Annotated in this window: 14 protein-coding genes; 6 read left to right on the plus strand and 8 right to left on the minus strand. The window is 60.8% G+C overall.

Annotation, left to right across the window (positions count from 1 at the left end):
- Positions 1-7: 7 nt before the first annotated feature.
- Complete coding sequence (locus tag AX768_RS14610; protein WP_062001013.1) at positions 8-970, plus strand: ABC transporter permease; 963 nt, start codon at positions 8-10, stop codon at positions 968-970.
- Between the two features lie 71 nt (positions 971-1,041).
- Positions 1,042-1,644 (plus strand): alpha-ketoglutarate-dependent dioxygenase AlkB family protein, encoded by a 603-nt coding sequence (locus AX768_RS14615; RefSeq protein WP_062000532.1) that lies wholly within the window; start codon positions 1,042-1,044, stop codon positions 1,642-1,644.
- Between the two features lie 10 nt (positions 1,645-1,654).
- On the opposite strand, the gene AX768_RS14620 is transcribed toward AX768_RS14615, so the two are convergent.
- A complete protein-coding gene (locus AX768_RS14620; protein ID WP_062000533.1) occupies positions 1,655-2,047 on the minus strand; it encodes a RidA family protein in 393 nt (130 codons plus the stop codon).
- Between the two features lie 108 nt (positions 2,048-2,155).
- Here AX768_RS14620 and AX768_RS14625 point away from each other — a divergent pair, with 108 nt between their 5' ends.
- Both AX768_RS14625 and AX768_RS14630 read left to right on the plus strand, forming a co-directional pair.
- Entirely contained in the window at positions 2,156-2,656 is a 501-nt protein-coding gene (locus AX768_RS14625; RefSeq protein WP_062000534.1) for an MgtC/SapB family protein, read from the plus strand.
- 76 nt (positions 2,657-2,732) lie between these two features.
- Entirely contained in the window at positions 2,733-3,956 is a 1,224-nt protein-coding gene (locus AX768_RS14630) for a DUF2252 domain-containing protein (RefSeq protein WP_062000535.1), read from the plus strand.
- A 50-nt stretch (positions 3,957-4,006) separates the two neighbouring features.
- Here AX768_RS14630 and AX768_RS14635 read toward each other — a convergent pair whose 3' ends face one another.
- The 7 genes from AX768_RS14635 to AX768_RS14665 all read right to left on the minus strand — a co-directional run bounded on the left by AX768_RS14635 (position 4,007) and on the right by AX768_RS14665 (position 11,553).
- Positions 4,007-4,285, minus strand: coding sequence for a hypothetical protein (locus AX768_RS14635; RefSeq protein ID WP_062000536.1), 279 nt, complete (start codon positions 4,283-4,285; stop codon positions 4,007-4,009).
- Between the two features lie 113 nt (positions 4,286-4,398).
- On the minus strand, positions 4,399-6,036 hold the full coding sequence (gene ggt, locus AX768_RS14640) for a gamma-glutamyltransferase (protein WP_062000537.1): 1,638 nt from the start codon (positions 6,034-6,036) through the stop codon (positions 4,399-4,401).
- A gap of 48 nt (positions 6,037-6,084) precedes the next feature.
- The gene (locus AX768_RS14645; protein ID WP_062000538.1) at positions 6,085-6,948 is read right to left on the minus strand and encodes an ABC transporter permease; all 864 of its coding nucleotides are present in this window, start codon (positions 6,946-6,948) and stop codon (positions 6,085-6,087) included.
- Complete coding sequence (locus AX768_RS14650) at positions 6,948-7,892, minus strand: ABC transporter permease (RefSeq protein WP_062000539.1); 945 nt, start codon at positions 7,890-7,892, stop codon at positions 6,948-6,950. The genes AX768_RS14645 and AX768_RS14650 overlap by 1 nt, the downstream gene beginning before the upstream one ends.
- A 7-nt stretch (positions 7,893-7,899) precedes the next feature.
- Entirely contained in the window at positions 7,900-9,402 is a 1,503-nt protein-coding gene (locus tag AX768_RS14655) for an ABC transporter substrate-binding protein (protein ID WP_062000540.1), read from the minus strand.
- A gap of 16 nt (positions 9,403-9,418) precedes the next feature.
- Complete coding sequence (locus AX768_RS14660; RefSeq protein WP_062000541.1) at positions 9,419-10,516, minus strand: ABC transporter ATP-binding protein; 1,098 nt, start codon at positions 10,514-10,516, stop codon at positions 9,419-9,421.
- Positions 10,513-11,553, minus strand: a complete 1,041-nt coding sequence (locus tag AX768_RS14665; protein WP_062000542.1) for an ABC transporter ATP-binding protein — start codon at positions 11,551-11,553, stop codon at positions 10,513-10,515. The genes AX768_RS14660 and AX768_RS14665 overlap by 4 nt, the downstream gene beginning before the upstream one ends.
- Positions 11,554-11,683: 130 nt before the next feature.
- Here AX768_RS14665 and AX768_RS14670 point away from each other — a divergent pair, with 130 nt between their 5' ends.
- Both AX768_RS14670 and AX768_RS14675 read left to right on the plus strand, forming a co-directional pair.
- On the plus strand, positions 11,684-12,547 hold the full coding sequence (locus tag AX768_RS14670) for a LysR substrate-binding domain-containing protein (protein ID WP_062000543.1): 864 nt from the start codon (positions 11,684-11,686) through the stop codon (positions 12,545-12,547).
- Between the two features lie 166 nt (positions 12,548-12,713).
- Complete coding sequence (locus tag AX768_RS14675; protein WP_062000544.1) at positions 12,714-12,989, plus strand: hypothetical protein; 276 nt, start codon at positions 12,714-12,716, stop codon at positions 12,987-12,989.
- The last annotated feature ends 68 nt before the right edge of the window (positions 12,990-13,057 follow it).

Genomic DNA, 13,057 nt, shown 5'->3' on the forward strand with positions numbered 1-13,057 from the left:
CATCGATATGAAAAAGAACCTTCCCATCCTGTTGGCACTGGCCGCGCTGCTCGTCTTTGGCGTAACCCGCTACGACCACTTTGCATCGGCCTACAACATCACCTCCTTCTGGCGATACAACTCGATGTTCGCGTTGATATCGGTGGGCATGGCGTTTGTGATCATCACGGGCGGCATCGATTTGTCGGTGGGCGCGGTGGCGGCGTTCGCGAGCGTGGTCGCGGCATTGGCAAGTTCGCATGGCGGCGTGGCCGCCGTGCTGGCCGGCGCGGGCGCGGGGCTGGCGGTCGGCGTGTTGAACGGCCTCGTGATCACGCACATGCGGATCCTGCCGTTCATCGTGACGCTCGCAACAAGCCTCGGCGCGCACGGCATGGCGCTGTTGCTGGGCCATAACGATGCGGTATCGATTGCCGCGGCCGCCGATTCCAGTTTCGCCAACTTCGGCCAGGGCGACTTGTTCGGCTTGCCGATACCTGGAATCGTCGCCGCCGTGGCTGCGGTTTTAGGCTGGCTTGCGCTGAGAAGCACGCGCTTCGGACGTCACGCGCTGGCGATTGGAGGCAGCGAAGAAGCATCGCGGCTGATGGGTTTGAACGTCGACCGGACGCTGGTCGCCGTCTACGCGTTGAGCGGCTTGCTTGCCGGTTTGGCCGGTGCGATCCTCGCCGCGCAGTTCGGCGCGGGGCAGCCCAATGAAGGTATCGGCTGGGAGTTGTTCGCGATATCGGCGGTGGTGCTGGGCGGGACCTTGCTGACCGGCGGACAGGGATCGATTGCGATGACCATCGCCGGCGTTGCCTTGCTCGGGCTCGTGTTCAATCTGCTCAACTTCGAGAATGGTCTCGGCTTCATCAGCTTGTCGGCGTATTGGCAATCGGTGATACGCGGCGTGTTCCTGCTGCTGGTGATCGTGCTTCAGGCCAGGGTGCTGAAGAAACGCGTGACGGTGACGAAGCTCGCGCATTGAGATGATTGCGCAAGCTCCGGGTTGGACAATCTGCTAACTTACGATGTCCGACCCCGCCACGAAGCGCCGCCATGTTCGACCTTTTCGACGACATCCCTAAGCCGCACATCGACTGGCTGCCTGAGTGGCTGGACCCGGCGACGGCTTCGGACACCTTGGCCGCGCTGCTCGATGAAGTCACGTGGCAGCAGGACATCTTGAACACGCCCGGCGGAAAAAAGCCCTTTCCGCGCCTCACCGCGTGGCAGGGCGACCCCGGCGCGGTCTATATCTACTCAGGCATTCGCAACGTTCCGAAACCGTGGACACCGACGGTTTTATCGTTGAAAGAGAAAGCCGAAGTAGTCGCGAAGACCGCGTTCAACAGCGTATTACTCAATCGCTACCGGACCGGCCAGGACAGCATGGGCTGGCACGCCGATAAAGAACGCGAACTCGGACTGGAACCGGTAATTGCATCAGTGAGTCTTGGCACCACGCGGACCTTCGAGTTCCGCCACACGAAGACACGCCAGATGCATCCGCTGCAACTCACGCATGGCAGCTTGCTGATCATGCGGGGACGTACGCAACTGGACTGGGCGCATCGTGTGCCGAAAGAACCCGAAGCGCGCGGCGAACGCGTCAACCTCACCTTCCGCTACGTCGACGCGACAGCAAGTGCGCGTTCATGATCTTCCTGAGCTAACGCTTCGCCACGAAATCAATCTCCACGAGCGCATCGCGCGCCAATCCCGTCACGCCGATGCACGTCCGCGCCGGCAACGGCTTCGGCTCGAAATAGCTTTTGTAGACGGTGTTCATCGCCGGGTAATCGCGTTTGAATTCGGTCAGGAAAATCCGCACATTGACCACGTTATCCAGCGATAACCCCACGCCCTGCAGCACGAGAATCAGGTTATCCATCACCCGGCGCGTCTGCGCTTCGACGCCTTCGGGCAAGGGCTTCGAATCATCGTCGGGATCGGTCGGCATCTGGCCGGTGAGGAACACCCAGCCATCGGCTTCGGCTGCGTGAGAAAAAGGCGCGACCGGCGTGGGGGCGGCATCGACCATCGTAAAGGTGGGTAAGCTCATTGTGTCTCCTTGAAAAAGCACAGCCCGTTACCGTAACGGATCAAAATTCCGGTCGCTTCGCAAGAAGCATTCACAATGCAGGCATGACCATTTGATAGCAGGCCCGCAATGCTCCCTCTCCCCGTTCTCACCGATGTCGTGATCCGCATGTTCTGGGCGCTGGCGATAGGTTGCATCATCGGCGTGGATCGCGATCTGCACGGCAAACCCACGGGCATGAAAACGCTCGGGCTCGTGTCGCTCGGCGCTTGCCTCACGACCATGGCCGCGATGGGCTTCGCCACGCAAAGCGCAACGATGAGCACCGACGTTTCGCGTGCGATCCAGGGAATTGTGACCGGCATCGGCTTCCTGGGCGCGGGCGTGATCGTGCAAACGCCGGGGCAATACCGGATTCGCGGGCTGACCACGGCGGCATCGATATGGGTGACGGCGGCGGTAGGTATCGTCTGCGGGCTGGGGGTGTGGAGCGTTGCGCTGATCGCAACCGTGATGTTGATCGTGTTGCTGGTCGTTGGACGGAAGGTCGAAAAGGCACTGCACAGACAATGGATAAAAAAGCCGCCTGCCGAACGTGCAGCAAGCTCAGATCTGGAAGACCTCGGTTGACGTCAAACCATACAAAAGCATTACGAATCAACGGCATGCGGCTTGCTTAAAGCAAGCACTAACAGGACGATCCCCCATGCCCAAGAAAAAATCCCCCGCCCTTCCCGGCATCAATGATCGTCAGCCGCTGCTCAACGCGCGCCGCAACATGAAGATGGCCGAATCCGCGCACGCCTACGTGCGCGGCAACACGAGCAAGTTCTATGAATGGCTCGACGGCATAGAAGGTCACACGCTTCCCGAAGGTCCGGCCATCTGGATCTGCGGCGATTGCCATACCGGCAATCTCGGGCCGGTTGCCAACACCGACGGCGAGGTCGAGATCCAGATTCGCGATCTCGACCAGACCGTGATCGGCAATCCGGCACATGACATCGTGCGGCTGGGTTTATCGCTGGCGACGGCTGCGCGGGGTTCCGACCTGCCCGGCGTCACGACCGCACGCATGATCGAAGCGCTCTCGGAAGGCTACGAACACGCGTTCGATGCCACCACCAAGGATCGCCCGATCAAGAACACGAAACCCGAAGCCGTGCGCGTGATGATGAAGGAAGCTGTGCGGCGAACGTGGCAGCAACTGGCGGTTGAACGTATCGACGATACGGAGCCGAGCATTCCCCTCGGCAAGCGTTTCTGGCCGCTCGATAAAAAAGAGCGCAGCGAGATAGAAGCCCTGTTCGAGCGTCGCGAGATCGCCGACATTGCGACGGCCCTGCGCAAGAACGCCGATGAGGAAAACGTCTCCGTCATCGATGCCGCGTATTGGGTCAAAGGCTGCAGCTCGCTCGGACGCTTGCGGTATGCGGTGCTGCTGGACGTCGATGGTGGCGTGGTGGAAGGCGACGACCTTTGTCTTATCGATATCAAGGAAGGGCTGAAGGCCGCCGCGCCGCGTTACCCCGGTCAGGACATGCCGCGCGATAACGGCGAGCGGATCGTCGAGGGCGCGAGGCATTTGACGCCGGCGCTGGGTGAGCGCATGCGTTCGGCGCGTTTGAATGATCGATCGGTGGTGATTCGTGAATTGTTGCCGCAGGACATGAAGCTTACCGTCGAACAGCTCACGCAAGAGGAAGCGATGAAAGCGGCGCGTTTCCTCGCGATGGTGGTCGGCAAAGCGCACGCGCGGCAGATGGACAAGTCGGGGCGGCGCGCGTGGTTATCCGAGTTGCGCCGGGCGCGGAGCAAGTCGCTGGATGCACCGTCGTGGCTTTGGAACAGCATCGTGGCGCTGGTGAGCAGTCACGAAGCGGGGTATCTGGAACATTGCCGGCGGTATGCGTTGACGCCGGCTTTGTAACGCCACAACGAAAAAGGCCACTTGGTGTGATCCGAGCGGCCTTTTGAATCTTAGTACCCGTGGCGATCATGCCAACGATGCTCACGCCACTCATGATGCCGCCACTCACGGCGACGCCATTCGCGTTCACGCCAGCCATCGTCACGATAACCGCCGTAGCCGCCATACCCGACCACCACAGGCGGAGGCGGCGCCACGTAGACAGGAGCCTGCTGCGCGTAATACCCCGGCACGCCGATTCCCACGTCCACATTGACATGCGCCGAAGCCGCCGCCGATGCCATCAGTACGCCCAACCCCAGTACTGCACCCAGTATCTTCTTGTTCATCTAGTCTCTCCGCGCACTTGTCGTGCTCTTGGTGTATGCAGCCAAGTGTAGGAGCGACGTCTTGATACAGGTGCTACCGGAATGCGATAAAAGTAACCGAGCGTATCTTGAAATTAGAACCCAGCCGCCAACCCATCCCTCCGGCTATCGCTCGCAGCCACATAACCACGCTCGGGATCGTTGCGATCCAGTTTCCAGATGTACTGGCCTGAACCGAAGTCCATATAAGGATCATCGACCGATTTGATCGTGTGGCCGTACCCTTGCAGCGCCTTCACCGTATTAACGTCGAGCGTCGCTTCGACATCCACCGTGAAATCGCGGTTGACCTTCCAGCGCGGTGCATCGCAGGCGGCTTGAGGCTGTTGGCCGTAATCGAGCATTCGCACGATGGACTGCAGGTGCCCTTGCGGCTGCATGTCGCCGCCCATCACGCCAAAGCTCATCACCGCTTCTTCCGTGCCGTTCACCTTTTGCGTGAGGAACGCCGGAATGATGGTGTGGAACGGACGCTTGCCGCCTTCCACCACGTTCGCGGATTTCGGGTCCATCGAAAAACCAAAGCCACGATTCTGCATGGCGATACCCGTGTCCGGTACGACCACGCCCGAACCAAAACCCATGTAGTTCGACTGGATGAAACTCACCATCATGCCGCGCTCGTCCGCCACCGACATGTAGATGGTTCCGCCCGCCGGCGGCATGCCGAAGTCGAAATGTCTGGCCTTGTTCGGATCGATGAGCTTCGCGCGCTCGGTGAGATACGCGTCGTCAAGCATTTGCTCGGGCGTAACGTCCATGGAACGCGGATCGGCGACGTACTGGTAGACATCGGCGAAAGCGATCTTCATGGCTTCGATCTGCAAATGCTGCGACTCGATCTTATCGACGGTCAGCGCTTTCACGTCGAACTTGTCGAGAATGCCGAGCGCGATCAGCGCCGCGATACCCTGCCCGTTCGGCGGAATCTCATGCACGGTATATCCGCGATAATCCTTCGAGATCGGCTCGACCCAATCCGCCTTGTAATTGCGCAGATCGTCGGCGGTCATCGCGCCGCCGCCCTGCTTCGCGAACGCCGCGATCTTCTCGGCGATCTCCCCTTCGTAGAACGCGCGTGGACCTTTCTCAGCAATGGTGCGCAACGTCTTTGCGTGCCCCGGATAACGCATCAGTTCGCTGATTTCCGGCGCACGGCCGCGCGGCATGAAGGTCTCGGCGAAACCCGGATAGTCCTTCAACTCGGGAATGGCGGCCGCCCATTTATAAGCAACGATGCTTGCCACCGCGTGACCACGCTCGGCAATTTCGATAGCCGGTTCCATCAGGTCGGCGAACGGCAGCGTGCCAAATTTCGCGTGCAGCGCTTCCCATCCCGCGATCACGCCCGGCACTGTCGCCGCATCCCAACCACGTTTCGGATTATTCGCGATGCCGTTCTGCTCGCCATACTTGTTCTTGAAGTAATCGACGTTCCACGCCGCCGGCGATACCCCCGACGCGTTCAGCCCGTGCAGTTTCTTGCCGTCCCAGACGAGCGCGAACGCGTCGCCGCCCAGACCGCACGATACTGGCTCGACCAGCGTGATCGCTGCTGCGGCGGCGATGGCGGCGTCGACCGCATTGCCGCCTCTCCACAACATGCGCAGGCCCGCTTGCGCTGCAAGCGGATGCGAAGTGGACACGATATTGCGGGCGAACACCGGCAAGCGCGGCGTCGGATAGGGGTTCTGCCAGTTAAAGCGGGTCATGGAAAACTCGTCTCTTTGATTAATGAAGGTGTTGCGGTTCAACAGTGTTCAAAGCTCGCGCGGATCGAGCGCGTCGCGCAGTCCGTCGCCGAGAAGATTGAAGCCGAGGACCGCGAGAAAGATCGCAATGCCCGGGAAAATCGACATCCAGGGCGCCTGGCTCACGAAGTCCTTCGCGGTGTTCAGCATCGATCCCCACGAAGGCGCCGGCGGCAATTGCCCAAGCCCGAGGAACGACAGGCTGGCTTCGGCAATGATCGCCATGGCGACGGTGAGACTCGCCTGCACGATGATCGGCGGCAGGACGTTCGGCAAGATGTATCGGACGATGATGCGGAAATGCCCGAGCCCGATCGCTCGCGCGCCTTCCACATAATCCTCCGCTTTGACGCTGATTGCCTGGCCACGTGTCAGGCGCACGAAGCGCGGCATGGCCGAGACACCAATGGCGATCATTGCGTTGGTGAGGCTTGGGCCAAGGAACGCCGCCAGCGCGATGGCGAGGATCAGGAACGGGATGGACAGCAGGGCATCGGTAAAGCGGGAGATGACGCCATCGACGAACCGGCCGAAGTAGCCCGCGAGCAATCCCAGCGGCACGCCGATCACAACGGCGATTCCCACCGATACCACGCCCGCCAGCAACGAAGCCCGCGCGCCCCAGAGCAAACGCGTGAGGACGTCGCGGCCGAGTTCGTCGGTTCCGAACCAGTGACTCGCCGAGGGTGCCTGCCGAACTGTCATGAAACTCGCCTGAATGGGATCGTAGGGCGAGAGCCACGGCGCAAACACCGCAACGAGAATCACGAGCAGCACGATCGCCGCGCCCGCAACGGCCGCGCGATTGCGCATGAAGCGGCCGAGCGCGCGGTTGCGCTTACGCGGCAAGGCAGTTTCCACGATTGTCGCCATCAGCTTCTCCTCAAGCGCGGATTGAGGAGGATGTACAGAACATCCGCGAACAGATTCACCACGATAAACCCGACCGCCGTGACCAGCACCACGCCCTGGACCACGGCGTAATCACGATTGAAAACTGCATCGACAACCAGCTTGCCGAAGCCCGGAATGGTGAACACTTGCTCGGTCAGCACGGCGCCCGCGAGCAACTCGCCGAACAGCAACGCAAGCACCGTGACGATGGGAATCAACGCGTTGCAAAAGCCGTGCTTCACGACCACCGTGCCTTTCAACAACCCCTTCGCACGCGCCGTACGAATGTAGTCGCTGCGCAAGACGCTGAGCATTGCGCTGCGCGTATGCCGCATCAACTGCGCGCCGAGCGCCGCGCCGAGCACGAACGCGGGCATCAACATGGTCTTGATGCTCAGCCAGAAGTCCTCGACAGGCGACACGTATCCCGACGACGGCAACAACTGCCATTTCACCGACACCACAAAAATCAAAATGATCCCGAGCCAGAAATTCGGTATCGACATGCCGGTGAGCGCGAGAATATTCGCGCCGTAGTCGAGCGCCTTGCCCTTGTTCGCCGCCGATAAAACCCCGAGCGGAATGCCGATCCCGATTGCGATGATCATCGCCATGACGGCGAGCTGCAGCGTCACCGGCAACTTCTGCGCGATGAGCTTTGTCACGGGAACATCGGTACGCAACGACGCGCCCAGATCACCATGAAAGATGTCCCGTACCCAAAGCGCGTATTGCACGGGCACGGGTTCATCGAGGTGATACTTGAGGCGCAACGTTGCGATGACTTGCGGATTCTGGTCCTCGCCGGCCATCGCCAGAACCGGATCGCCGGGAAGCATTTTTTGCAGGCCGAAGATCATCATCGACACCAGGATCAGTGTCGGGATCGCGACGAGCGCACGGTTGGCGATGATTCGCAACATGAACGGTTTATCCCTTGATGCTTACGCCGCGCAGACGAATCAAGCCGTCAGGGTATGGCGTGAAGCCCTGCACCTTCTTCGACATTGCGTACGGCCACGGCTGTGCGTAGAGATAGATGATCGGATCTTCGTCGGCCAGGATCTTTTGCGCGGCATCGTAGGCCGTCTTGCGATCGGCGACGGTCGACTTCACGCGGGCATCGTCGAGCAGCTTGTCGACGTCGGGATTGCAATAACGCCCGTAGTTCAGATTGCCCTTGCAGGTCACGAACTGATGCAGGTTGCCATCCGGGTCCGTGCGGCCCGACCAGCCGAGATAGAGCAATTCGAAGTCGCCCTTGGTCGATGCGTTGAGCGCCGCGGCGTAATCGGTCGGACGCAATTTCAGGTTGATGCCGGCCTCGGACAACATGGCTTGCAACATCTGCGCCATCTGGTTCGATACCGTGTTATTGCCGAACGTCAGCTCCACGTCGAGCTTCTCGAAACCCGCCGCCTTGAGCAACGCTTTCGCCTTCGGGATATCGCGTTTGGTGGTCTTCAGCGATGCATCGAAGTACGGGCTGTTCTTCGGGATCGCCTGATTGATCGGCGCGAAGATGCCGCCGCCGATGACCTGATTGATCGCATCGCGGTCGATCGCCAATTCGAACGCCTCGCGTACACGCTTGTCCTTGAACGCCTTCGGGGCACGCGCGCCGTTCGATACGTTGAACGTGAGGTCGTAGAAGCCTAAGCCGCTCATCGAAATGAAGTTGAGGTTCTTGTCGCTTTTCACCGATGCCACGTCGGAAGGTGCAAGACGTTCGAGCATATCGAGCGAACCGGAACGCAGGTTCGCAAGACGCACGGTGCTGTCCGGAATCGGCTGGAAGATGACCTTCTGGATCGGGTATTTGTCGGCGTCCCAGTAGCCCGCGAATTTCTCGAGCACGACGCGGTCGTTCTGCACGCGCTGCACGAACTTGTACGGGCCCGAGCAGACCGGATGCGTGGACACGCCGGCGTCGTCGGTCAGCGTCTTCGGCGCGAGCATCATGCCGGCGCGATCGGTGAGCGTGGCGAGCAGCGCGGCGTCGGGTGCCTTCAGAACGATGGCGACGGTGTTTGCATCGACAACATCCACATGATCGATCGATGCCAGCTCGCTTTTGCGATTGCTCGCCGGCATGGAGCGCGAACGGTCGAGGTTCGCCTTCACGGCGGCGGCGTTGAACGGTTCGTCGTCGTGGAACTTGACGCCCTGCCGCAACTTGAACGTGAGTGTCTTGTTGTCGGCGCTCATGCTCCACGAGGTGGCGAGCATCGGCACGATCTTCAGATCCGGGCCAATATCCACCAGCGAATTGCACAGCGAACTGAACACGATCCGGTCGACCACCTGGCTGCTTCGCGCCGGATCGAGCGTGCCGATATCGTCCTGCAGACCAATACGAATAGTCGAGCTTGTCTGAGCCATCGCAGCACTCGTGCTTGCCGCAAGCGTCGCGGCCAAAAGAAGTTTGCGCATCTGGAATTCCCCGTTTTTATCGTGTATTCGAATGTTCTTTGAGCGCGCCATCGACAGCCGTCTGACGCTGCCGATACACCGCGAGCCGCTCGGTCAGCTTCGGACTCACGATGGAAACAAGCGGCGCGCCACCGCCCGCGTTCTGGATCTCGCGCCAGAAGTGGCAGGCCACGCGATGCCCGTCCGGCCGAGTTTCGTTGACCGGCTGTTCGTCGGCGCAACGTGCTTTTGCATGCGGGCAGCGCGGATGAAAACGGCAACCGGAAGGCGGAGAAGTCGGGCTCGGCAAGTCACCCGTGAGCGATGCCTTGCTACGGCGCTGACGCGGACTGCTCGCCGGGATCGCCTGCAATAATGCTTGTGTGTAGGGGTGCAAGGGTTGATCGAAGAGATCGTCGACGTCCGCCATCTCCACGATCTCACCCAGATACATCACCGCGACGCGGTCGCTCATATGGCGGATCACCGCGAGATCGTGCGCGATCATGATCAGCGTAAGGCCGAGTTTCTGCTTCAGCGACTCGAGCAGGTTGATCACTTGCGCCTGCACGGAGACGTCGAGCGCGGACACGGGTTCGTCGCCCACGATCAATTTCGGCTCGCCCGCCAGCGCGCGAGCAATGCCAATCCGCTGTCGCTGGCCGCCGGAAAACTCGTGCGGATAACGCTCGGCGTAACCGGGTTGCAGACCGACCGTACGCAGCAACTCGGCGACGCGTTCCTGCCGCGCCGCGCTTTTCGCGAGGCCATGCAACGCAATCGGCTCGCCGATGATCTGGCCCACCGTCATGCCCGGATTCAGCGATGCAAACGGGTCCTGGAAGATGATCTGCATCTCGCGGCGCAGACGCCGCATTGGCTCGGTGCCAAGATGCGTGATGTCCTTGCCCTGATACATCACGCGTCCTTCGGTGCTGTCAATCAGGCGCAGCAACAGGCGCCCGAGCGTCGATTTCCCGCAACCCGATTCGCCGACGATGGCAAACGTCTCACCCTGCTGCACGGAAAACGAGACGCCGTTCACGGCGTAGACGGTCGGCGCGCGCGTGAACATGCTGCGCGTGCCGCCAAAGTGTTTGGTGAGTTCCTGCGCTTCGATGATCGGCGGGTTCATGCGGCGGCCTCGTCATACAAGGCGACGGTCTCGACCGGCGCGACCCAGCACGCCACGCGATGCGAACCGTCGATCGTCTTGTCGGGCGGCGCCTGATCGATACACCGCTGCTCCACAAACGGACAGCGCGGCGCGAAGCGGCACCCCTTCGGCATCTGTTCGGGCGACGGCACCGAGCCGCGAATCGTCGCCAACGCCCCTTCGCGTTTTCCCACCGATGGAATCGCGCCCATCAAACCGATCGTGTACGGATGCTGCGGGTCATCGAAGATTTCATCCACCGATCCGTACTCCACGATTCGCCCCGCGTACATCACGGCGACGTGGTCCGCGACTTCCGCGACCACGCCGAGGTCGTGCGTGATCAGGACCATCGCCGTGCCGGTTTCGGCCTGCAGGTTGCGCACCAGCAAGAGAACCTGCGCCTGGATGGTGACGTCGAGCGCAGTCGTGGGTTCATCGGCGATCAGCAGTTGCGGGCGATTGGCGAGCGCCATCGCGATCATCACCCGCTGACGCATGCCGCCCGAGAGTTCGTGCGGATACGCGTCGAGCCGTTTTTCAGGCGCGGGAATGCGCACGAGGCGCAGCATTTCCAGCGCTTCCTTGCGCGCCGCCGCACCCTTCAATCCACGATGCCGCTGCACGCACTCCGCAATCTGATGCCCGATGGTGAACGCCGGATTGAGCGATGTCATCGGCTCCTGGAAGATCATGGACATGCGGTTGCCGCGGATATTGGCGAGTTCGCGTTCGGTGAGCTTGAAGAGATCGCGCCCGTCGAACAGCGCTTTTCCCGCGACGATATTCGCCGGCGGGCTCGGCAGCAAACCCATCATGGCCAGCGACGTAACGCTTTTCCCGCAACCCGATTCCCCGACGATGCACAGCGTCTCGCCCGCATTCACCGAGAACGAGACATTTTCAACGAGATTCGGCACATTCACAGCGCGCGAGAATTTCAGCGAGAAACCGCTGACTTCGAGTACGGGAATTTTCGTGGGCTGATTGAGAGGCGGCTGATTCGACGTCGACAAATTTCAATACTCCGCTGCACGACATAGGGGATGCTCTTCACCAAACTTTCATCATCATTATGTCGGGCGCGATGCATCAGGAAATATTAAACTTTCTTTTCGACACTTAAAATTTACTTGAGTAACGCCGATGCCCACTATCCGGATGCTGAAGACCTTTCGCGCGGTCGCTCGGACTGGCTCTTTTGCCGCCGCCGCCGACAAGGTGGCGCTCACGCAGGCGGCTGTCAGCCTGCAGATGCGCGGTCTGGAACACGCGCTCGGGCGGCAGCTCTTCGATCGCAGCGCGAGGCAGGTCGTGCTCAGCCGCCAGGGCCGCGAAATCCGATCGAAGGTCGAGCAGATCCTCGATCTGCTCGACGAGCTTGAAGCCACACCCGCGGATTCCATGCAGGGACCGGTCGCGATTGGCGCGGTGGTATCGGTGATCGGCGCATTGTCCTTGGGCGTGGCGCAACTGAAGACCGCGCACCCGGGGCTCGATGTTAGGTTGTTATCGGCGCGGTCGGACGAACTCACGGTGATGGTCGAGCAAGGTGAAGTCGATATCGCCGCCGTGGTGGCGCGGCCCGACCAGACGCTGTCCGACACGCTGAAATGGACGCCGCTTTACACGGAGAGGCTGATGCTGGTCGTCAGCCGCGAAATCACCGATACCGATCCGCAGCGCATCTTGGCGTCGAACGGGTTCTTGCGGTTCGACCGGCGCGTGCGCACCGGCGTGGTCGTGGATCAGGCGCTTACGGCGCTCGGGCTGGCGGTGAAGGAGTATCTGGAGCTGAACTCCATCGAAACGATCGCGGCGCTGGTCAGGAAGAACGTTGGGGTGACGGTATTGCCGGAGCTGCATCGCGCAGGGTGGCAGGCAGACCCGTCGCTGCGGTTGATTCCAATTGCGCACCCGCCGATCCTGCGTACTGTCGGAATGATCGAGAGGGCGTCGTACGGCCGCAGCGGGATAACGGCGGCGATCATCGAGACGCTCCACGGCTAGATTTGTAGGCGTATCCGGTCACCTCATTATTCGTCTATCCCGAAAACTGATTTGCGCCTATCGAATACAATAAATCGATAGTAAGGGTATACACTGCATTTCATCGACGCAGTGAGCAGAACAAACCAGCCACTGCGCCCCTTACAACGAAATATCGGAGCGCATCATGAAAAAGAACCTTATCGCCACGTTGTTGATCGCCACTTCCGCAGCCCTGGCTGCACCCGCATTCGCAAGCAGCGGCTACGGCCCGGCACCGTCGTATAACCCGACGGTCGGCGCACCCGCCTCGCAGCGCGGCCAAAGCGCGCAAACCGTTGCCGCTGAAAACGCACAATCGGCCGCTGATGCCAAGTCGTACGGTGGCGTGCAGGACACGCAATCGCAATCGGGCAGCCGAGTTCGTGCGAACCCTACGCAGTCGCTGTACTCGCATAACTAAGCTCGATGAAATTGCGTGATATCGCGATCGTCAGCGTGACCCACATCCGCGACTAACGCAAAACGTAG

The sequence above is a fragment of the Burkholderia sp. PAMC 28687 genome, assembly GCF_001577465.1.
Classification (GTDB): domain Bacteria; phylum Pseudomonadota; class Gammaproteobacteria; order Burkholderiales; family Burkholderiaceae; genus Caballeronia.